General features: G+C 36.5%; 20 protein-coding genes and 1 pseudogene. 10 read left to right on the forward strand and 11 right to left on the reverse strand.

Annotated features, from left to right (window positions below; all coding sequences use genetic code 11):
• Positions 1–129: 129 nt before the first annotated feature.
• A complete protein-coding gene (locus ACZ5R4_RS12360) occupies positions 130–699 on the reverse strand; it encodes a hypothetical protein (RefSeq protein ID WP_054859985.1) in 570 nt (189 codons plus the stop codon).
• Positions 700–871: 172 nt separating this feature from the next.
• Here ACZ5R4_RS12360 and ACZ5R4_RS12365 point away from each other — a divergent pair, with 172 nt between their 5' ends.
• On the forward strand, positions 872–1,468 hold the full coding sequence (locus tag ACZ5R4_RS12365; RefSeq protein WP_109983293.1) for a TetR/AcrR family transcriptional regulator: 597 nt from the start codon (positions 872–874) through the stop codon (positions 1,466–1,468).
• Positions 1,469–1,488: 20 nt separating this feature from the next.
• Complete coding sequence (locus ACZ5R4_RS12370; protein ID WP_054789292.1) at positions 1,489–2,088, forward strand: hypothetical protein; 600 nt, start codon at positions 1,489–1,491, stop codon at positions 2,086–2,088.
• An 85-nt stretch (positions 2,089–2,173) separates the two neighbouring features.
• Here the strand turns inward: ACZ5R4_RS12370 and pdxR are convergent, their stop codons facing one another.
• The gene (gene pdxR / locus ACZ5R4_RS12375) at positions 2,174–3,589 is read right to left on the reverse strand and encodes a MocR-like pyridoxine biosynthesis transcription factor PdxR (RefSeq protein WP_109983294.1); all 1,416 of its coding nucleotides are present in this window, start codon (positions 3,587–3,589) and stop codon (positions 2,174–2,176) included.
• Between the two features lie 141 nt (positions 3,590–3,730).
• Here pdxR and ACZ5R4_RS12380 point away from each other — a divergent pair, with 141 nt between their 5' ends.
• The gene (locus ACZ5R4_RS12380) at positions 3,731–4,654 is read left to right on the forward strand and encodes a DMT family transporter (protein WP_277680111.1); all 924 of its coding nucleotides are present in this window, start codon (positions 3,731–3,733) and stop codon (positions 4,652–4,654) included.
• 274 nt (positions 4,655–4,928) lie between these two features.
• Here the strand turns inward: ACZ5R4_RS12380 and ACZ5R4_RS12385 are convergent, their stop codons facing one another.
• Entirely contained in the window at positions 4,929–5,078 is a 150-nt protein-coding gene (locus ACZ5R4_RS12385) for a hypothetical protein (protein ID WP_464367392.1), read from the reverse strand.
• Positions 5,079–5,108: 30 nt separating this feature from the next.
• Positions 5,109–6,074: a helix-turn-helix transcriptional regulator gene (locus ACZ5R4_RS12390; RefSeq protein WP_464367393.1), complete on the reverse strand. Its 966-nt coding sequence runs from the start codon at positions 6,072–6,074 to the stop codon at positions 5,109–5,111.
• 108 nt (positions 6,075–6,182) lie between these two features.
• On the opposite strand from ACZ5R4_RS12390, the gene ACZ5R4_RS12395 reads away from it, so the two are divergent.
• From ACZ5R4_RS12395 to ACZ5R4_RS12415, 5 genes are all read left to right on the forward strand, one after another.
• Positions 6,183–6,662 carry a GyrI-like domain-containing protein gene (locus ACZ5R4_RS12395; RefSeq protein WP_054859980.1) on the forward strand — a complete coding sequence of 160 codons (480 nt, stop codon included), beginning with the start codon at positions 6,183–6,185 and terminating at the stop codon, positions 6,660–6,662.
• Positions 6,663–6,684: 22 nt separating this feature from the next.
• Entirely contained in the window at positions 6,685–7,149 is a 465-nt protein-coding gene (locus ACZ5R4_RS12400) for a phage tail protein (RefSeq protein ID WP_109983299.1), read from the forward strand.
• A gap of 408 nt (positions 7,150–7,557) precedes the next feature.
• Positions 7,558–8,811, forward strand: a complete 1,254-nt coding sequence (gene codB / locus ACZ5R4_RS12405) for a cytosine permease (RefSeq protein WP_464367394.1) — start codon at positions 7,558–7,560, stop codon at positions 8,809–8,811.
• A 3-nt stretch (positions 8,812–8,814) separates the two neighbouring features.
• A complete protein-coding gene (gene codA, locus ACZ5R4_RS12410; RefSeq protein ID WP_054859979.1) occupies positions 8,815–10,071 on the forward strand; it encodes a cytosine deaminase in 1,257 nt (418 codons plus the stop codon).
• Between the two features lie 595 nt (positions 10,072–10,666).
• The gene (locus ACZ5R4_RS12415; RefSeq protein WP_464367395.1) at positions 10,667–12,229 is read left to right on the forward strand and encodes a carboxylesterase family protein; all 1,563 of its coding nucleotides are present in this window, start codon (positions 10,667–10,669) and stop codon (positions 12,227–12,229) included.
• Between the two features lie 288 nt (positions 12,230–12,517).
• On the opposite strand, the gene ACZ5R4_RS12420 is transcribed toward ACZ5R4_RS12415, so the two are convergent.
• From ACZ5R4_RS12420 to ACZ5R4_RS12435, 4 genes are all read right to left on the reverse strand, one after another.
• Positions 12,518–13,225: a DNA alkylation repair protein gene (locus ACZ5R4_RS12420; protein ID WP_464367396.1), complete on the reverse strand. Its 708-nt coding sequence runs from the start codon at positions 13,223–13,225 to the stop codon at positions 12,518–12,520.
• Positions 13,226–13,504: 279 nt separating this feature from the next.
• A complete protein-coding gene (locus ACZ5R4_RS12425) occupies positions 13,505–14,101 on the reverse strand; it encodes a histidine phosphatase family protein (RefSeq protein ID WP_464367397.1) in 597 nt (198 codons plus the stop codon).
• A gap of 212 nt (positions 14,102–14,313) precedes the next feature.
• Positions 14,314–14,763, reverse strand: a complete 450-nt coding sequence (locus tag ACZ5R4_RS12430) for a GNAT family N-acetyltransferase (protein WP_464367398.1) — start codon at positions 14,761–14,763, stop codon at positions 14,314–14,316.
• A gap of 117 nt (positions 14,764–14,880) precedes the next feature.
• On the reverse strand, positions 14,881–15,597 hold the full coding sequence (locus ACZ5R4_RS12435; RefSeq protein WP_347834790.1) for a phospholipase D-like domain-containing protein: 717 nt from the start codon (positions 15,595–15,597) through the stop codon (positions 14,881–14,883).
• Positions 15,598–15,986: 389 nt separating this feature from the next.
• On the opposite strand from ACZ5R4_RS12435, the pseudogene ACZ5R4_RS12440 reads away from it, so the two are divergent.
• Positions 15,987–16,355: pseudogene (locus ACZ5R4_RS12440) on the forward strand (recombinase family protein).
• A gap of 1,053 nt (positions 16,356–17,408) precedes the next feature.
• On the opposite strand, the gene ACZ5R4_RS12445 reads toward ACZ5R4_RS12440, so the two are convergent.
• On the reverse strand, positions 17,409–18,281 hold the full coding sequence (locus tag ACZ5R4_RS12445) for a LysR substrate-binding domain-containing protein (RefSeq protein WP_054859974.1): 873 nt from the start codon (positions 18,279–18,281) through the stop codon (positions 17,409–17,411).
• A 126-nt stretch (positions 18,282–18,407) separates the two neighbouring features.
• On the opposite strand from ACZ5R4_RS12445, the gene ACZ5R4_RS12450 reads away from it, so the two are divergent.
• The gene (locus ACZ5R4_RS12450) at positions 18,408–19,583 is read left to right on the forward strand and encodes an MFS transporter (protein WP_464367399.1); all 1,176 of its coding nucleotides are present in this window, start codon (positions 18,408–18,410) and stop codon (positions 19,581–19,583) included.
• 313 nt (positions 19,584–19,896) lie between these two features.
• On the opposite strand, the gene ACZ5R4_RS12455 is transcribed toward ACZ5R4_RS12450, so the two are convergent.
• Both ACZ5R4_RS12455 and ACZ5R4_RS12460 read right to left on the reverse strand, forming a co-directional pair.
• Complete coding sequence (locus ACZ5R4_RS12455) at positions 19,897–21,822, reverse strand: ABC transporter permease (protein WP_464367400.1); 1,926 nt, start codon at positions 21,820–21,822, stop codon at positions 19,897–19,899.
• Complete coding sequence (locus ACZ5R4_RS12460; protein ID WP_054788780.1) at positions 21,809–22,576, reverse strand: ATP-binding cassette domain-containing protein; 768 nt, start codon at positions 22,574–22,576, stop codon at positions 21,809–21,811. Before ACZ5R4_RS12460 ends, ACZ5R4_RS12455 begins: the two co-directional genes overlap by 14 nt.
• Between the last annotated feature and the right edge of the window lie 117 nt (positions 22,577–22,693).

Raw genomic sequence — 22,693 nt, forward strand, 5'->3', positions numbered from 1 at the left:
ATAAGATAAGGTTACCCGATGGGAGTTTTCTATTAATCAGATAATTAATCCATGCAAGAAAGACAATACAACAAAAAGTACCATAAAAAACTCTCTTAATAGTCATGGACATCACCTAATAAAATATATTCATGCTTCTTCATTGCTCATATATTTAGCTTTACCATAATGATCAACGGCAAAGCTAAACATAACCTTTACTAAAAACAATATACTAATGATTAGCATGTAAGGCGTTATGCCTGGAAGCATAGGTATGAAGCCAAGAGCAATCGACAAAAGCAAGCCCGCTATGAATAATTGCGAATCCTTTCCGCTAAGTGTAGTAACGATAAATGCACCAATAATTGTGTAAGCCCATATCCACAGTGAATACCCAATATCGGTATTGAGAAGAAAGGCTATTAGCAGGATATGGAAATGGATTGCTATAAATACGATTCGATTTGTCTTTCGAGCCGCATAAAAGTTGCTAGTTGAAATCGTAAAATTTGCTAAACAGCCGGCAAAAACATCGAATATCAATAACAATGCCAGGGCAATACGCCACTTCGGCAAATTGTCCGTCATTTCGGGAAATCTGTAATATAAAGCAGCTGTTAGGATTCCTCCAAAAAATAGTATTGTCAGAATGGACCCAACAGATTGTTTTTCACCAAATACATCGTGCAAATAAGAAGGAATTCGAAATTGTCTCATTCCCTTACCTCCTATGAATTAATGAACAACCCATGATATGATAGTTATGTACTGTATATAGCGTTTTACTCTAAAACATTATAACTAAACGAATTCGAATTTTCAATGTTTTAGAGTGTTTTTATTGAAAATATCTAAAACTTTGTTTACACTACATATGAGGTGAAAGATGATGGACGGCTACGAACGACGGAAACAGCAAAAAATAAAGCAAATATTCAGCGCATCGATTGAATTATTTTTTAAGTATGGCTTTCAGAAGGTCAGCATCAATGAGATTGCGCATAAAGCAAAGGTATCTCCTGCAACGATATATAATTACTTTGGTACTAAAGAACAGCTATATACCGATTCTCTGATCAATTGGATGGACAAGCAGTTGGCACAGTATGAGGACATTCTGGATTCCGCATTGTCTTTTCCTGAAAAGACGAAAGAAATTATGCTATTGGAGGCTAAAAATCTGACAATTTTAGGGGAAGAGTTTCCGAATGCCCCCTCCCCCGAGCGGAAGGGGTTAATGCAAATGATGAATAGTTATAGTGAACGGAAAATCGTACAATTTTTCAAGAAGTTTGTCAGAATCGGAAAGCAAGAGGGCTATATCCACAAGGGCCAAACTGAGGAGATGATGCTGCAATATTTCACGATGTTCCAGAAAGAACTGTGTCGATATTGGGAAGGGTCGACTCCAGAACGGACAACTTGGAATATGGATCAATTGATGGAGCTGTTCTTCTATGGGGTAGCTGGAAGAGAATCGTCTTAGTAGAAAAAGGAGAGTAAAAAATGATAAAACCGGATAAATTGCTTGCTCGTCAACTACAGCTACAAGCTGAAGCTGATGAGATTGCTGATGAGATGCACCTTAAGCAATTGCTGCTAACAGCCGGAACACCAGTAAAAGTGGGAAGTGCAGCACTAGGTTTAATGGCATGGAGAGACCTTGATATTACGGTTGTTTGTTCTAAGTTGAGCATCGATCCAATTTCCAGAATTGCTTTGAAATTGATGTCGAATCCTCAAGTCCGGGACTTGAAATTTATCAACGATACTGGCAATTGGAACATTGATCCAACATACCCTGACGGTTATTTTCTAGGTATAACTTACGAATCCAGAATCGGAAACAAATGGGAACTAGATATTTGGTTCATAGACGAGCCAGAAAAACAGCCAGATTTATACCATATCCGGACAATGCCTGATCGTCTTACATCTGAAGCGATTATTTCTATATTAAGCATTAAAACCGTTTGGGCCCAACAAAGAGAGTATGGGAAGGAAGTAAAAAGCTTCGATATCTATACTGCTGTATTAGATAATAATGTGCGCACACCGGCCGAATTCAATCAATGGCTGAGAAGTCGCAACAACAATACTCATTAATAAAAAGATATCAAACGGAACATTCATATCTTGTAGAAAAGCATCCGTAATGGAGCAGTTTTGGACCGGTGTTTAAAAGAAGCATTTAATCATCCACATCCTTAATGATTTGACTTAACTGAAATATACCTACTTTAATTTCATTTATAGAAGCAAACCCAAAGGATAATCGTATAAACTGCCCGGATTGTTCTGCATAAATACTACCAGGATTAAGGAGAAGACCTTTGGATAATGCTTTATCAAATAACCTTTTCACTTTAAACGCAGGTTTTATTTTAATCCAAATGAAGAACCCCCCTGTTGGGACTTCCCACGTAGCATAAGAGCTTAAATGTTTGTTCAAAGCTTCTAAAGCGGTTCTTCTTCGAACTTTAAGCTGCTCTCTTACTGTTTCAAGATGTTGATCATATAATCCACTAGATAACCACTCCATTGCAACAAGCTGAGAAAACGTACTTGATCCATAATCTGATTGCATTTTTAAATCAGCTAATCGGTTTATCACTGATTCGGCGCCAACTACCCATCCAATTCGCAAACCAGGACTTAACGTTTTTGACAAACTACCAATATATAAAACACTCCCATAATAATCCATTGATTTCAATGGCTCTGGTGGTATGGTATCTATCCATAAATCACGATACACATCATCTTCAATAATGGGAAGTTGTTCCCTTTTACAGTATTCTAGGAGTTCCTCCCTTCTATTCTTCTGCATTAACGTGCCTGTAGGATTATGAAAGGTAGGAATGGTATATAGAATACTCTTTCCTTTTCCCTTCGTCTGATAAATGGAGTCTACCTTAATTCCCTTCTTATCCATTGGTATTCCCTTCAACTCCATACCCATAGATTGAAAAACAGTCAACGAATAAAGGTAAGATGGCACTTCTAAAAATACACTTGATCCTCTTTGTAAAAGTCCTATTGAAATGAGATGTAAGGCCTGAAGTGCACCTGAAACTACAAGAATGGATGATGGCGATACATCTATTCCTCTATTTTTCAGATAATCACTTATTGCTTGGCGTAACTTTAAATTCCCCTTTGGTTCTTCGTATCCAAAGGGGGTCATTTGATTCGAAACCTTTTGTAATATCGACCTCATTTCTTCTAAAGGGAAGATCTCTGGTGATAATTCTCCTTTACTTAATTGGATTAGATGATGATTAGATTCGGCTTCATTGATCTCCTGTACCGTTGAAATACTCGGTTTATGAATGCCTAAAGTGACTTTTTCATTCCAATTGGTTGAGGATTGTTCCCCCATCAAAGTCCAAGTATTATTGGTGACAATAGTCCCCATTCCTGCTTTCCCTTCTATCAGTCCGTCTGCCATTAGTTCTTCTAGTGCAGTTATGACGGTACTTCGATTGACGTCAAACATTTTAGCTAGATGACGTTGACTTGGTATGCGACTTCCTATTGTCCACTCGCCCTTAGAAATTTTGTCTTTTATGAAATCAACAATCAATTGATATTTTGGCTTTTGCATATGAACTCCTTCTTCCTAACCACTCTCTAATTGGTTGGGTTTTTTCTATTTAGCCTGTTGAAGACATTTTACCAAAGCCGTATTAAGATGAGAACAATTAGATTTGACTGGTTGGATAAAAATATGGAATGGGGTGTAATTATGACAAATCCATTAAATTTAAAACTTCCTTTTGCTCATTTGATTACCATTACTTTATGGGCCTCAGCCTTCCCTGGGATTAGAGCTGCACTGACCGCTTATTCACCTGAACATGTGTCCCTTTTGAGATTATTAATTGGATCATTAACCTTAATTCTTGTTGCGGTTATTCAAGGAATTCGTTTACCAGAATTAAAAGATGTACCGATTATTTTATTACTTGGTTTTTTAGGATTTACGGTCTATCAGACAGCGTTAAATTATGGGGAACAAACAATTAATGCAGGGGTTGCTAGTTTATTAGTTTCCACAACACCTATTTTCACAGCCTTGTTGGCGTTGCTCTTTTTTCGTGAGAAGTTAGGAATTTTAGGGTGGATTGGTTCCTTAATTGGGTTTTCTGGCGTGGCATTCATTTCTTTAGGTGGTGCAACGGAAAATTTATCATTGAATATCGGAATTATCCTAATTTTAGTTGCATCGCTTTCAGAAAGTATTTACTTTGTTTTTCAAAATGCTTATCTAAAAAAATATGGCTTTGTTACCTTTACCATGTATACGATTTGGTCAGGTACTATTTTCATGATGATATTTTTTCCTGGCCTTGGAGATGCGATTATAGATGCTCCCATAGATATAACAGTAGTAGTTATTTATCTAGGAATTTTTCCAACCGTTATTCCTTACTTTACTCTAGCGTATATTACTTCACAAACAGGTGCATCAGAAGCAACAAGTTCTCTTTATTTAACTCCTGTTATTGCTTTTCTTATAGCATGGCTCTGGCTTGGAGAACTTCCAACTACTTATGCAATAATTGGTGGGTTTATCACGTTGGTGGGAGTATTTTTGTCATATATAAAAAAACAGAATAACCAACCTACTTCTACTAGGTCTGTTGATCGATCGTGTACTAGCAAATAGAGACTGTAATGCTTGAGTTTCCCCAAACCAAGCATTCTTTCTGTAGACACTTATTCTCGTTTATTCAAATCACCTATTAACCATGTTGAACTGTTAGGTGAATCAAAACTATCTACTTCTAAAGTAATTTTATCTTTTATCAAGGGTACTTCAATAGCAATAAATAACCCGTAGCTGGTACTACGGGTTACAGATAAGCGATTCCCCCAGAGGGATCGGCTATTGTAATTTGGGATAGACCTCTCCTAGCTACTTGTTGGGTAAATAGGGAGGTCTATTTTCTATTGATCGGAGAAACGATCAATGCAAGTAATGCAATCAAGAACGTACCGAAAGTATTTAAGAGGTATAAAGGGTTTATCTCGCCACGTCCTGTGGCAACACTTGCATGACCTTCATCCCGAAGGCCCTCATACATACTCATAGAGGGGGTTAGCCGATCATACTCTAAGAACTATTTTCTACAAAACAAATCCAACCTCTCTCGCACCCCCTCCAAAACCTCCACAGGTATTTCCCTAACCTTGATATCTCTTCCAAGAAATAGTAACCAGTTGATCATTTCCGTCAATTCTTCGCTATTCTTCACATTAATAAACATCCTCAAAACAGCTTCCGTCTGATAAGGATTCGTATAAGAAATGGATGCCTTTAAAGGGTGATATTTTTTAAACTGAACGATCGCTTTTGGTCCAAGCTCCACAACAAGGTTCGCTACCTCTTCCTGCATTTTTAATTTCTCTTGTATCTTTTTCTTCCCTACTCTTTTTTTCTCCGTGTATGGCTTAACATCGATGAGATTGTCCACAGAGAAAATCTGTCTCTTTTCTTCCTCTAAATCAAAGCCTTCTATCAGCCAAATACTCTTTTCCCGGTAAAGGTGCAAGAGGTAAATTGGGTAAGACTTCATTAGCTTCTCCTCTTGAACGGTAATCCATAAATAGATATCTGAAAGAATGCTCTGGATGAGTTGCTCTAACATAGGATGGGGTAAGTCTGACAAATCCAGTAGATCTGGATTATGGGGGTTGGTCCCTTCAAACAGTAAAATTTGATTTAATAGAACGAGGTCATCCTGCTGATTTTCCGAGATGAGACCAAGTAGTTTTTCGGCTAAGGACTGGCGACTTTTTAGGTAAGGGAGCTGTTGATTTCTTGTCGCCATAAAGGCAATAAAAAGGGCTTTGATCTCCGTATCGGTAAAGCGTACAGTTGGTAGGACAGAATTATTCATGACAGAATATCCACCATCCCTTCCAACCTCCGCTACAAGTGGCATACCCATTGCCTCAATTTCCCTAATATCCCGAATCGCTGTCGAACGAGAAATATTAAATTCTTGCATGATTTCAGAAATGGTAAAATGTCCACGATTGTTGATATATCGCATGATGACATTAATTCGCTCCACTTTTTTCATCTCGGCCTCCTAAACAGTATCATTTTTTGACATGATTTAAGGTTATTATAAACTCATCAAATGAAATGACAAGACATTTGATAAAATTTAAAGAAGGAAGGTTTTTATATGGCGAATTATACGTTGGAAGAAAAGAACAGTTTTACGGTTGTAGGTATCGGAACAGAGCTTAAGAGTGACTACACAGATTATTCGGGTATCAATAAGGAGAAGGAAGATTTTTGGGAGACAGCTAAACTAGACGGCAGACTTGATACATTAAAGGCTGTTGCCACCAATGACTACATTTTTGCCGTGAATGAAGCAGTAAATAATAAAATGATGTACTATGCTGGTGTCCTATCGGAACAAACATTGCCGGAAGCAACAAGGATGATCCAATTTCCTGAGGGAGAATATGTAGTGATTAAAGGGGAAGGAAATACGGCAGAAGAATTAAGCCAAACGCTTACTGGGATTGCCTTTGGTGAAGTGTTGCCAGGAGCATCAGATTTTGCTTATGTTGGTGGCCCAAATGCCACGGTTGAGATGGAGAAGAAAAATGGCATCGTTTATGGCGAAATGTGGATTCCTGTTGTGAGGAAATAAGATGACAAAGGTGGATAAAAAAATGAGCTATATCGTTGATTTTAAAAATGTATCAACAGTTGGATTAGAATCCTCCCCTGTAGCAGAAGCGCTTGCTGGTTTACGCGCAAATGAAGCTCGTTACTTCATGAACAAATATAAACATGAATTTACGGTGGAGAAAGCCAGCGAGACTCAGGATACGCTGGATTATGTCAATCGAATTTTGAAGGAGGAACGAGATATCGAGTTTGTGGCTAAGCCTTTAGAAACATCTCGTTTCCAAGTAGAGAATATCAAAATGACTTACGTCTTTTATGAGGATGGTCTTGCAGTCAACGTTATGTACACAGTTGATAACGCTAAGAAGCGAGCAGTTGGGTTTAAGCTCTCTGAAGGGATGGAGATTCCCGAGGAGTTAGAAGGGAAATTCAAGTTTGCGAGGCAAAAGTCTAAGCTGGCTGGAACGATACGCGGGTCGTTCTTTGTCATTAAAGGGGAATATTAGAGGAGGATAAAAGGGGTAATTGCATCATGGCATCTACAAAAATAATAGGTTGTACACACAGCACTTTTCTATGATTAGAGGTGCTGTTATTTTTTTGGTTTGATCTATAGCAAATGATGCCATTATAGGAGTATAAAAGGGATAGGTAGGGTTAATTATCCATTTGTACCATTTCATAACATTGACAAATCAATTCTATACTGAGATAATAACACCAATTAAATATTGGTACCTTTAATTCAGTCCCGTGAGGCTGACAAGGACATCGGATTTCGAAATAGGATACAAATGTAATGGGACATTTGTATCTAATTCTGGAAGCTTCTTGTCAGCCGGGCAGGAAGCTTTTTTTATTGGAACATTACCTGCTCGGCTCGGTACCAGTAACGAGACAAGGAGGAATTTAGAATGGATAAAGAATTTTCATTACAAGCTGTACCACGATCTCAACGAGCAGGGTTTTTTAAAATGTTTGTTGTAATGTTAGGACTAACCTTTTTCTCAGCAAGTATGCTTTCTGGAGGGACATTAGGTCTTGGATTAACGATGCAACAGTTTATTTGGATGGTGTTATTAGGAAATTTAATTCTTGGTATTTACACAAGTGGACTTGCCTATATCGCAGCAAAAACAGGTTTATCTACACATTTACTTGCAAGATACTCATTTGGTGAAAAAGGATCTTATTTAGCTTCTTTCTTATTAGGTGCAACACAAGTAGGTTGGTTCGGTGTCGGTTTAGCGATGTTCGCTGTACCAGTAAACAAAGTAACTGGAATCGATATGTTGCCATTAATCATTGTATCAGGTATTGTAATGACAGCATCTGCTTTCTTTGGAATGAAAGCATTGGCGATTTTGAGCTTTATCGCCGTACCAGCAATCACGATTTTAGGTAGTATTTCTGTAGGAATGGCGATTGACGAATTGGGCGGCATGGCAGAGTTATTTGCTTATCAACCAGAAGCAACGATGGGTCTTGCTGCAGCGTTAACGATTTGTGTTGGTTCATTTGCTAGTGCTGGTACCTTAACACCAGACTTCGTACGCTTTGCTAAAACGAAGAAAACCGCAGTAATTACGACATTAATTGCTTTCTTTATTGGTAACTCGTTAATGTTCTTATTCGGTGCAGTTGGTGCCATTTCAACAGGATTTGGTGATATTTCAGAAGTTATGTTTGTACAAGGCTTAATTATACCAGCGATTATTGTGCTTGGATTAAATATTTGGACAACCAATGATAATGCATTATACGCATCCGGATTAGGTTTTTCGAACATTACAAAGATCAAAAAAAGCAAATTAGTTATTTTCAATGGTATTATCGGGACAATCTTTGCCATGTGGTTATACAATAATTTTGTTGGATGGTTAACTTTATTAGGTGGTGCATTACCACCAATTGGTGCCATCTTATTAGCAGACTATTTCATTATTAGAAAAGGCCACTACGAATCATTAGAAACTATGACATTTCAAGCCATCCGCTGGCCAGCAATTATTGCATGGGTAGGGGGATTTGCAGCAGCACAATTACTACCAGGCATCCCGCCACTTAATGGTATTATTAGTGCAGTCATTATTTTTGTCGGATTAACTTTAGTTACAGAAAAAGTTAGAAGTGCAGAAAAAAAGGTGGAAGTAGGAAAGGGAGCATAATAGATGATTATTCAAAATGCAGCATTACCAAAACGTGAGGGACTTTGGAATATTCATATCGAAAATGGCATTTTTTCAAAATTGGAACAAGCGAAGCCAGTAGAAGGTGCACTAGATGTAAAAGGCAAACTAGTGAGTGCACCCTTTATTGAACCACATATTCATTTAGACACGACATTAACTGCGGGCGAGCCGAAGTGGAATGAAAGTGGAACATTATTTGAAGGAATTGCAACATGGGCAGAGCGTAAAAAGTCATTATCAATAGAAGATGTGAAAAAACGCGCCACAACAGCAATAAAATGGCAAATTGCCCAAGGGATTCAGCATATTCGTACACATGTAGATGTATGTGATCCTTCACTAACTGCATTAAAAGCATTGCTTGAAATAAAAGAAGAGATGAAGGAATATGTTGACCTTCAATTAGTTGCATTCCCGCAAGATGGGTATTTAGCCTTTCCGAATGGTGCAAAGTTAGTCGAAGAAGCCTTAAAAATGGGTGCAGATGTTGTTGGAGGTATCCCGCATTTCGAATTCACACGCGAAGATGGTGTGGAATCAATGAAAATCGCTTTTGATTTAGCGGAAAAATATGATCGTCTTGTCGATATTCATTGTGATGAAATTGATGATGAACAATCCCGCTTTGTTGAGGTAGTAGCAGCAGAATCGTATAAACGTGGACTTGGTAATAAAGTAACAGCAAGTCATACAACAGCCATGCATTCCTATAATGGTGCATATGTTTCGAAGCTAATGAAGCTTCTCCGATTATCGAATATGAATTTCGTCGCAAATCCACTTGTAAATATTCATTTACAAGGACGTTTCGATGATTACCCAAAACGTCGCGGGATTACACGTGTGAAAGAACTATCTGAAGCTGGAATTAATGTAAGCTTTGGTCATGATGATATTTTCGATCCTTGGTACCCACTAGGAACAGGGAATATGCTACAAGTGCTACATATGGGAATCCATGTGACACAATTAATGGGTTATCATCAAATCAAGGATTCATTTGATTTTATTACAGAAAATAGTGCGATCACACTAAACATTCAGGATAAGTACGGTATTGAGGTAGGCAAGCCCGCTAGCTTTATTATTTTAAATGCAAGCAATCGCTATGACGCCATCCGCAAGCAAGCGGAAGTATTAGCGTCTTATCATAATGGGGTGAAGCTAGCTGAAACAAAGCCTAAAGAGACTTCGGTTTATTTGGATGATGTGATGGATGTGAATTTTGAGAGATAGATAGGAATAAGTGGGACTCGCCTCTCTGGATGGGTGGCGGGTTTTGTTGGTTTTGTTTTTAAAAAACTCCTTTGAAAATAGGTTATACGCTTTTATCATAAACATATATTTATAAAAAGAGTTTAAAGAAATGATAAAGTTTCCCTTTAGATGCTAACAATAAAGGGGATGGTTATGAAAGACTGTCTCCACCCGAAAACCCAGTGCCATCGCTAGATCACACCAAATAACAACTAATATCCATGGATATGTCTACCTCAAAGACTATTGAAATCGCTTTCCTATATATAAGTATAATATGTTTACTGAATTAGCAGACAAAACCTAAATCGTGATCTTTCTATAGATTTAGGTTTTTTTATTACCCATTAGTCCAGATTCGTATCAAATAGGATGTCATTTATTTTTTTACAAGAAAAAGGGGTACAATGTATGAAAAGAATCATAGTATTATCATCTTCACAGTAATGGTATAGTGAAAATGAGCTGTCAGAAACAGTGTACACATTTAAGCATAAGACCAGTTCATAAGTTGTTTCTACATATGTACAAGAAACCGTTCAGGAAGCAAAAGTATAGGGAGGTGCCAGAATACTTGGATGAGAAAGGCGCCACACTCGTGTGGAAGGGTATACCATATGCAAAACCACCCGTTGGAGATTTAAGATGGAAAGAGCCTCAAAATCTTGAACCATTGGATCAACCTTTTATCACAAAAGAACCTGGAGATGTTTGCATTCAATCTTCAGCAGATGGCGTAATTGGAAGTGAGGATTGTTTATATTTAGATATTTACCGTCCAAAGACAGATAAAGAGAATCTGCCTGTGCTTGTCTTTATTCATGGCGGAAATAACCAAACAGGACAATCAGATGAAATTACTGGGGAAGCTTTTGTAAACGATTTAGATGTGATCTATGTTTCCATTAATTATCGTCTAGGGCCATTAGGCTTTAATCCACTAGTGGCATTAAATACTGGAAATAAGTTAGAAGATTCCGGAAATTATACCTTACTTGATATAGCGAAGTCACTGGATTGGATCAATGAAAATATCGAAGGCTTTGGTGGGGACCCAGCTAATGTAACAGTGGCAGGCTTTTCGGCTGGCGGAAGAAATGTAATGACAATGCTTACATCACCACTTTTTGAAAACAAATTCCATAAAGCAATGGTCTTTAGTGGTGGAATGACAATGGCCGATCCAGAAGATAGCCGAAAAGTATTTGCAAACGCAATAGCGCCTTTAGTTGTTGAAGATGGTAAGAAGGAAACAGAAGAAGAAGCATATAAATGGTTACAAACAGGTCATGAAGAGGTAAAAGAGTATCTCTACAGCTTATCTGCAGAACGTCTTAGTGAATTAATGAGCGGAGCCGCCATAAGAATGAGCACCTTCCCACATCTGTATAGTGATGGGGTGGTGCTTCCAAAAGAACAATTCGATACTACTACATTTATTGAAGTGCCACTCATAATGACAACCGGTACTTCGGAGTTCTCTATGTTTGCAATGGAAGATCCATACTTTACAACGAGCTTAGAAGGTAATGAACATACAGATGAAGAAAAACAGGCAGAATTAGAATTTGTTTTGAAATATGGCAGTTTATTGTATGGCTTATTTAACACACAGGAATCTGCAACAAGGTTAATTGATCACTATAACGCGCCAATCTATACATTAAAACTTCCATTTGGTGATGAGGAGTCCATCACACCTGGGCTAAAAGAATATCGTTCCTTCCATGGTGTTTTTGTACCTTTACTTGATACGAATAATACGACAATGCTCCCAATGTTTCAGGAAGATTACCAATTAGAAGGGGCCCAGAAATTAAGCGATCAGTTTAAAGCATATATTGCTAACTTTATTCATAGTGGAGATCCAAATGGAACAGGATTAACAGAATGGAAGGTTTGGAAGTCTGCTAATGAAGGACCATCTGATCTAGTGTTAACAGCAGATAAACAAAATGTCATTGCTGAGATGTCTGAAGAACGACTAGATTATGACAAGATTCTAGCTGAAATGGATCAAGATACCTCCATTCCAGAACAAGCAAAAGAGCGGATAATTCGCGAAGTATTAAATGGGCGGTGGTTTAGTGGAAAATTAGATCAATACTATGGTAATGAAAGTCTTTGGCTAAAATAGAGGGGGTTATGTAAGATAAAAGGGCAAAATTATGAAGAGAAAGAGGAGAGACAATGTTTCAAGTGTAACTCCTCTTATTAATCACTATACCCAGGTTAAATTTTTTGAAAATTATCTTCAAAAAGCTCGGGTAATTGCTAGTAATGCTACAGGCAAATCAATGCCCTACTTCATTACAAAATTCATAAATGTAAGGTTGGTTCTTATCAGGAAAACCCAAATATATCTGAAAAATTAATATTTTTACAAAAATTTAAAAAGAAATAACTAGCTTTGATATAGCCTTGTTCACTTACCCATGGACAAATAAAATTTCCGTGTCTCCTTGTCGAACTTTTCAATGGCATATCTCAATGTAACTCTGGACATAGTAGATCCATGTTCGTTCAGAAACCGTTTCAACGCTGGTTCATCCTGCTTACCGGCTTCTCGAATCCAGCTACCTACAGCCTTTTGAATAAGCTCTTCGGGATCATTGAGCAATAGTTCAGCAATTTGAAAGGTATGGTCAATTTCTCCTTTTTTAATAAATGCATGTGTACAGACAATCGACGTTCTGCGCTCCCACATATTACTCGACCGGGCTAAAGTATATAGAATGTCTTTTGGTTTATCCAATAAATACATACCAATTACAGCAGGTGCTGATCGATCTACAAAATCCCAATTATTGATACGGTCATGTCTGCGAAGATAAAGGTCAAACAAGGACTTTCTTTTCTCCTCAGAGATTTTCTTTTTCTTCGCCTGATAATCCATAATGCTAACAGCCCCCATCCTAACTTCATAATAAGGACTTTCTAGTACCTTCTCAATCTCAGATAAGGGCATATCGATGAATTCTTTCGCAATCTGAAAAACTGTGCGCATATTAAGTCCCATACATAATGTTTCAGGATCAGAGCTCTTAAAAAAACGCTTCATTTTCACTATATCTTGTTCATTTCGATGCTTTTCCAATTCCTTTATAAATTCCAGAGCCTTATTATTATTCAATATTCGTCATCCCTTCCTTCAATGGTATACTTTTAAATTATAATATATCTCTAACTTCTACAATTATTAGGAAATCACTTCCTAATAATTGAAAAAAAGTAAAAAAGATAGAATTAACATATAAAGAAAAAGGACAATTTGTTTAAAAAAACAGTGTCATAACTCAAGAGTTGTGACACCAAGTAGAACTGTTGTAGTTTTCAAGACATAAATAAAGCCGATTTCCAAATTGATAAATCGACTTCTTCTTTCACTAAAGCATCCCTTTAGTTGAAGAAACTAAAGTAGGTGATTAACTAAATTTTCTTGAGTAAGTTTCCAATTATCTTTAATGAATTCTACTTTATGAACGCTTGTACTCAATGTTGGAAATGGTTTGTTTTTATTTGACCATTCTTTTCCTTTCAGAATGTGATAAATAATATTTATAACCCCACCGTGAGTTACAATTATGACATTTTCTTGGTGATTACCTTCAATTTGGTTTGCGAATTCACTTTCAAGAGCCTTCTTTATTCGAGCAAAGTTTTCAATTGGACTTTCTCCCCCAGGGTATCTCTCATCCATTCTTAGACTATTAAAGTACAATCCGGGATACTTTTCATTCGCTTCGGCATTTGACATTCCAGCTAAGACACCATTATTTGTTTCTCGCCAGCATTTGGATTCTTCAATAGGTAATTGAAGACTTTCAGCAATATATCTAGATGTCTCCAATGCTCTTCGTAAATCACTGGATATAATTCGACTTATATTAAAATCCTTATTACTCCTCAAATAACTTCCTAACTTTTTCGATTGCTGTATTCCTTTTTCAATCAGTCCTCTTTGACTCCAACCACCACGGAATCCATCCTCATCTTTGCCGTGACGCACTAAGTAAATAGCTATAACAATCCCCCCTAATATATTGATTTGTATTTATTCAACCCTCTAATTTTTGGTGACTAGTGAATGAATTTGTTTCACTATCCTGCTCCGTTAGCACAAAAGCCTTGCACCTCAATATTAATATAAAATTCCAACATATTTTCTCAAAAAATAAGAACATCGATGTCTTATGATCTACTGTTCAACTATTGCTCCCGTTAGTTCAACAACTTCCTTAAATCAATTCTTGTATAAGTTTTGTTATAAGTAGTACCATCATCATTATAAAAAATGGCTTTTTTCAAATACGGTTCTGAAATTGGTTCGTACTCGTGTTTACCAATTAATTTTATCATTTTGGGATTTTCTATTGGGTCAACACTTACAAATATCTCAGAATAACCCAAATCCTTTGCAAGTTTTTCTCGATACGATATTAATCCTGAACCTATTCCATTACCTCGATAATCTTCTTTTACATAAAGGTCACTTAATTTAGGAAGAATGATACCATTTAATTTAAGAACTCCAAAGCCAAATATAAGCGAGTCTTGTTCAGCGATTGCTAAGTATGCTTCCTTTTTCGCATTTTGCATTAAATATTTCGCAAATAAATCTTTACTGTTTCTAATTTTGCATAAACCAGATAAGTCTGTTTCATTAGCCAATCTTATAGAGTATTCCATTTCACTCCCCCTTGATTACCCAACATTACTGCCAAATAGTAAAATAACGTTTTTTGTTTGTTCCAGATAAGCACCCTTTACTAGAATAAAGGGAGTGTTTTAGTTTTTAACAAATAACCTTATGAATTCATCTGCAAATTTCCTTACAAAATCCCTGTCAAGTGCAGTTGCCCAAGTTTCATCATTATTTCGTGCATTTTTACTCCAGTTATATGAACCATGCATTACATACTCCAAATCAATTATACAAAACTTATCATGAAGTCTATTGGACAAACGTTCACCTCTCAATTGTACTTTCTTAACCTCAAAATTACTTTCTAATTTACTCATCAAATATCTATTTGAATCTTCATTCGAAGTAATGATACGTACATTTACACCTGCTTTTTTACGTAATACCAATTCCTCAAATATCTCATTATCAGTAAACCAAGCGACAGCAATCCAAATTGTATATTTTGCATTTCGGATACCTTGGATGATTGTATCTTTTATTTCATTAAAGACAACATCATGTTCAATATTTTCTTCAACTTCGAGTTCTACTGGCTTTGGTTTTATATTTAGTCCTCCAAAATCATATTCGGGCGTTTCGATATATATATCTGATGCTAACTTTTCAAACTGGCCCTGCAAGTTTCTTGCAACTTTTAACATAGGTACAGGTACTCTTAAGTCTATATACTCCCAACACTGATATGATTTACGTGTAAATTGACTTGTTTTCCGATATGTAATTATAGAATTTCTCAAAATACCAAGTAATTCATCCTTTTTGTCATACTCATCATCATGCTTTACTGTTTCAATCATTGTTTTCAAAAATCGCTACTCATTCATTCGTTTTTCCCCCTTAAACATCAAACCTGTAACAATAATATACCACCAATTAGTTCTTCAACCATCCTGCCCGTTAGTTTAAGTACATTTCTTCACGATCTTCTTTTATCCTACCATAACTTTCTATTTGTTTTTTTAATTTTCTAACCAATTCATATTTATGAATGACTCATTACTCTAAGGTATTGATACTTATTAATAAAGTGATAAAATCAGCATATCCAAAGGTGTCATAACTTATATTCATATTATAAGATGAATTAGTAGTAAAAAAAGAAAAAATATACCCTATTGGTGGAGAGACAAAAATGAAATATGGATATGCCAGAGTATCAACCTTGCATCAAGATTTGGAAAGTTAGATTCAGCAACTTAAAAAAGAAGGCAGTGAAAAAATTTATCAAGATAAGTTTACTGGTACGAAAAAAGAACGACCATCCTTTCAAGAATTGCTTCAGGTACTAAAAAAAGGAGACACCTTAGTCGTCACAAATGTGATGAGTGCCTTTGCCGAATTTGAAAGAGATATGATTGTGGGACGCACGCAAGAAGGAAAAGCTATAGCTAAGCAACGTGATGATTTTCGAGAAGGCAGACTAAAGAAATATAAAAAAGCACAAATAGACCTCGCATTATAATTATTAGAAAATCACTCATATAAGGAAGTAACAGACAAAACAGGGATCTCCAATAGTACACTAATACGTGCCAAAAGAAGAAAAAGCTTATGAAATTAATCTCTATTTAACTATAGAAAGAAAGTTTAAGCTTTCCAGTTTGCTTAAGCAAATAGGATGGGAGGAATATTCATGAGTTACAATGCCATCAATTATGTTGAAGGAAAATGTCGTTACGAAAGAGAGAATATGGGATAGTCTTTATTGTTTTAAGAATTTCTTTTGCTATATAGGGGTACCGTTTGATAAAATAATAAGAACCTGATACTAATAATAAAACAACTACAATACCTAATAAGTATTTTTTCCGTTTTTTCATATAATCACCTTATTTTACATGTTTCCTATACTCTATTTATAAATAGAGAAGCATAAAATAACTCCACAGGGGCCCAGCCAGAGAATAACTTGACAATGTGTAATTATAGGGAGAAAATATAAATAAGATTTATTTATAAATTCTGCTTGTTTTTAAACGTTCTTTGTTAAGTGCTTTCTAATGAAATTGATACTTAAAACTAACTCATTCGAATAATCGGAAGTATATATGGATAGAATGGGGGAGATCGAATTGGAAAAAAGCATCATTAAGGTATTTACTTATTCATTTATAGTTTGTTTTTTGACTTTGTTATTAATCAGAGAAAGAGTAGAAAATGTACAAGACACTAACGGATTTTATTCCCCCGTGGTAACTCCCTATGCTGATTATTTTTTAAACATTTTTCGAGATTCTATTAAAGCTTCGATAGTAGTTCTAATTATATTCCTCATATATAAGTTAGTTACAAAAAAATTAAGAAATAATGTGGTTTAGCAGCTGTTGGTTTAATTAAAATCAACAGCTTTTTTATTTGCAATCAATAACACCCAAAAAAATCCAGTTTATTTAAAAATGGTAGATAGTATTTAATTTTATACATATAAATCAACCTACAACCTCTCCTTCTATAAAAAATTGCGATGAAATTAGGAATTTTTTCATTTCTCTATTAAAACCCCAGTTTCCTTAAAAAAACATTTTGCCTAACCTGCACCGCTAAATCCCCCACCATAACGATTTCTGTCACCTTGATTTTCTTCCTAATGAATCTATCATACACAACTTTATTCCGCATAATACTCAATAAGAAAATCACGAAATGAGCGTGCTGCTTCAGACAAATGGCGATTTTCTATCCATACTAAATGAAATGTACGCTGACAAATGGGTTGCTCAATTGGTAACAAAATGGTGGAAGAGTCTTTTTCCATAGCGTCTTTCGTCATAAAAGCGATGCCAATTCCAGCTTGAACAAAGCTATCAATCGCCCTAAGTTCATCTACTTCACAAGTAATATTAGGTTCAAAACCAGCTTCCATACAAAATTGATTGGTCAGCTCACGAAAATGATCAGTGGCTTTTAAATTTATGAAAGATTCATCCACCACTTCGCTCAAATGTATACCACTTCTTTTAGCTAGTTGATGATTGGGTGGAACAGCCAAAAATATTTCTTCAGTAAGAAAAGGAATTTTTTCAATTCCCTTCTGGTTTATAGGTCCAGAAGTGATAAAAAAGTCAATCTCTCCATCTTGAAGAAGCTTCAAATTTTCCTCGTCTGAAGGAGATTGTTTAATGCGTAAGTTGGTCTCGGGAAAGATGGATAAAAATGAGCTCACTAATATTGCATCACACTTATGATCCGTTGAGGATAAAACAGCCCTCCTACTTTCTAACCCCGCTTGATCCTCAATTTGACGTTTTCCCTCTTCTAATGCGGAAAGCGCAATATCTACTTGCTTCAGAAAGGTATAACCAAACGAATTGAGTTTAATTTGGCGCTTTTGGCGGTCAAAAAGTGGAACTCCTAAATCCTTTTCTAGCCGAGCAATCGTTTTACTTAATGCAGGCTGAGCGATATGGAGTTCTTCGGCCGCTTTACTTAAATGCTCCATCCTAGCCACTTTTTGAAAATATTTTAACTGCAACAATTCCATGAACTAAACCCCCTTTCATATACTTAAAGGAATATTTATATATATAAATATATATTTTAATTTATTGATTATCAAGCGTAGAATATAACTTATGTTAGGAAATATATTTCGAAGGGGACTTAAATAATGAACAAGTTAAGTATATACCTATTAACATTAGGCACATTTTTAATTGGAACCACTGAGATGATCGTCGCTGGCATTGTTCATATGATTGCTGACCACTTTCATATTACCATTGCACTTGCCGGCCAACTTGTAAGTGCATTTTCCTTAGCATTTGCTATTGGTACACCGATTATAGTTACTCTCACTTCACGATTTGATCGAAAAAAAGTTCTGTTAGGAACACTTAGTTTGTTTATGCTCGGAAATTTGATATCTACTTGGAGCCCAAATTTTACAACCCTTCTACTATCAAGGGTTTTACTTGGAATAAGTGCTGGTGTATTTATCGTCGTAGCGACTAGTGTTGCTGCAAAATTGGTTCCACCCGAAAAAATGGGGAATGCCGTTAGCACAGTTTCCATTGGATTCGGCACCTCACTCGTTTTAGGCGTACCTTTAGGTATTATGATCAGTCAATGGTTAGGTTGGAAATTAGTCTTTGCTTTATTAGCTATCCTCAGTTTGTTGATCTTGATCGCTCTTGTCCGTTTGCTTCCATCTCTACCTGGGGGATCGCCTGTCCCCCTTAAAGAACAATTTTCTATTTTAAAGAACCGTAAAATTGTAGGAGGATTACTCATCTTCTTATTCTTAATCACTGGATATGGCTCTGCCTATACTTACCTAGCGCCCTTTTTACAGGAAACTGTTCACTTGGATACATCTGCTATTAGTATGGCGATGCTCATTTTTGGGGCATTTGCATTGATTGGCACAAAGGTTGGTGGTATTGGTGCAGATCAATGGGGAACAGTGAAAACCATCATTTCCAGTATAGTCTTTCATGTCATTGCTTTAATCCTATTGCCACTATTTACGGGAACTATCTATGGCACTTTAATAGTTGCTGCGATTTGGATTGGCGCTGCCAACATAACCATACCAGCATTACAAACGTATTTTATTCAACAAGCTCCTCGTTCCTCGGATCTGGCGCTTAGTGCAAGCTCCTCCATTGCACAGCTTGGATTAGCGATAGGAGCTGGGTTAGGCGGAATTACTGTCAACTCCATAGGAGCAACTGTCTACAATCCATGGATTAGTAGCATCGTTGTTTTACTAGGACTGTGCGTTGCGTGGGTAACTTTTATAAAACAAAAGCATTTCATATGGCAGTCACCTCAAAACAGATAATCGAATGAGCCTGGGACAAAAGAGTAATCAACATGGGGAAATCCGAACATTGAGATTTCTGCACATAATCGCTCCGTCAAAATACTCCGCTTTCCGTGGGCACGGCCTCAGCTAACTTTGCAAAGAAGACCACTTTGCAAAGTGGATCTTCAGCTCGTGCTGTTCCCACTGGAGTCTCCGTATTTTGACTACGCTAGGTTAGAATATTGTTCGGATTATCATTCTTTCTATTTAGTTTTGTCCCACTCTCATTTATATACAATATTTAAGTGCCTGCTCGGCTAACGTACCCTATATTAGAGGACGATTCTTTTTACTTATTCACCATTTTATTGTAGGTATTAACTGTCAACACATAATAACCTAGGTAGATCATAACAAAGGCGATCATGGCTGTGAGGATGGGAACAATAATACTAGCACCTATCAGATCTGAGATAAAGTTGGTAGTAAAATTTAAGATAATACTACCGTGCAAGATCCCTAGTAATAAAGGCAACCCGAACACAAAAAATGTCTGCTTGCGGATGGAATTTCGAATATCTTTTTTACTGACACCCAGCTTGCGCAGAATCTCATAATTATCCTTGGCTTCATTGGCTTCAGTCAGTTGTTTAAAATAAATGATACTCCCCGTAGCCGCTAAGAACACAAGACCTAGGAATCCCAAGATGAAAAGCATTAATGCGTTCCCTTCTTTTCCTTCTTTATAGTCCATGTAAAAGGATGATGATACTTGAAAATCTTGCCCAACTATTTCTTCAAATTTTTTAGATGTAGCTTCTGTCGTTTTTTCATCTTCCACTTCGTAAGCGTTGTAGATTAAAGCTTCCTTTTGCTTAACAACTTCAGCAAATGTGTCGTTGCTAACCACGACATAGAAATCTGGATAATTAAATGGTAAAACACTGCCTACTATCATATTAGTAATTTCCAAGGTTCGTTTACCCTGTGGCAAATTTAATGCTATTTCTTTATTCAGAAAGGTTTCCTCCGTATATTCAGTTAATCTTGGTCGGATTACTGCTGCTTGATTTCCTGATAAGGTGACCATTTGCTCTCTATCCAAGGCTTTCGAAACTTCATTAAAAGTAGAGGCAGAGAGAACTTTCACCGGATTCCATTCATAATCTAATGGAAACAAAAGCTCTCCCGTTACTTCTATAATAGGAATTTCCAGCTCTGCTTTGACCGGATGTTCGTTATCATTTACTATAATATTTTTTACTTTCGCATCAAACTCCTGTCCTTTGGATAAGTGTACATAGCTGAACGGCACCATTTCTTCCGCATTTTTTTCATTACTGTAGTAACCACTATAAGTGACACCGAAGAAGCTAATGGTTGCCGCACTCAATAATGCGATGACCGTAAATGTACGAGCATTTCCTCTAATACGATGTAGCAGCTGGGATGTCTCAATTAACCTTGTTCCTTTGTATAAATGTGACTTATTTCGTTTAGATAATTTTAATAAAAATACTGTCACAGAGTGGAAAAATAAATGGGTTCCAATAATTAGCGCAACTAGTGCAACTCCGTAATTTTTCATTAAATATTCAATGGTAAGCTCATCAGGGAATTGCCTTAATATGAGCAAGTAGCTACCTACAAGCAAAATTACTGCCATTATAGTGGAAACAAGAGAGGACTTCGGTTCCTGTTCTCCTTGCTTCTCTGCATGGAATAGTTCAATTAATTTAAAACGAAAAATCAAACGATAACCTTGAAAGGACGTAAATAAGATGATTACCATAAATACAATAGCCGTTTGCATAATTGCTTGAATGGATATACCGAAGTCTATTTCAGCAGCTGACCCCATTAGATTAACCAATATCATAGAAAACAGGTTAGATAATAATGTTCCGAGCAAAATCCCAATTACTAATGCGATGAAACCCATTATTAAATTTTCATAGAAGAGCATTTTCCCAATCGTCTTCTTAGGTAGTCCAAGCATGGAATACAAGCCAACTTCTTTTTTCCTTTGTCTTGTGAAAAAGGAATTCGAATACAAAATAAAGACAGCTACAAAGAGAATGAGTACGACAGATGATACCATAAACATAAAGCTCATCGTATCAGACAGCTCAATGCTGTCTTGGATTTTCTCACTATACTGTAACGAAACAAACGTATAATAAATCACAATGCTGAAAACAAGCGAAATAAAATAAACGAGGTAATTACCATAATTCCCTTTCATATTTTTACCGGCTAAACTAAATAATGTCATTTGCTCCACCTCCGAGCGCAGACAATACATCCAGCAATTTGTCGAAATATTCTTTGCGAGATTTCTTTCCTTTTACTAGTTCTGTGAAAAGCTGCCCATCTTTAATAAATAGGACACGACCACAATAGCTCGCTGCGTACGCATCATGTGTGACCATTAGAATCGTAGCCTGATCATTTTCAACGAGCTCTTTCAAACTTTCTAAAAGTTCTGTTGTCGACTTGGAATCTAATGCACCTGTAGGTTCATCTGCCAGTATAAGACTAGGCTTCGTAACAATTGCCCGAGCCGCTGCTGTTCGCTGTTTTTGTCCGCCAGATACCTGATAGGGGTATTTATCTAAAATAGAGCTTATCCCGAATCTATTCGCGACTGTGATCACTCTATTCTCTAATTCTATCGGGTTCATTTTTGCTAACGCGAGTGGAAGGACAATATTTTCTTTAATGGTTAAAGTATTTAAAAGGTTATAATCCTGAAAAATAAACCCTAGTTTATCGCGCCTAAAGGAGGATAGCTGCTCCTCATCCATGTTCATCATATTTGTTCCGTCAATGGTAATAACACCAGATGTTGCTTCATCAATGGTTGCCAATATATTTAAGAGCGTAGATTTTCCAGCACCTGAAGGACCCATAATTCCTACAAATTCCCCTTGTTTTACTGTTAAATCAATCTCATCCAATGCGGAAAATACATTTCCCTTTGCTCCATATATCTTCTTCACACGTTTTGCATCTACTATTGTTTTCATTTATTTCTCCTCCTTTTGAGAGTTTCCTTTTTTATCTTAAATTTATTCTACTATAACGATTGGTTATCTAATCTTACAGTTATTCCTGTCAATCTTACAATTTTGTCACTACGATGC

The organism is Gracilibacillus sp. JCM 18860, from assembly GCF_055395245.1.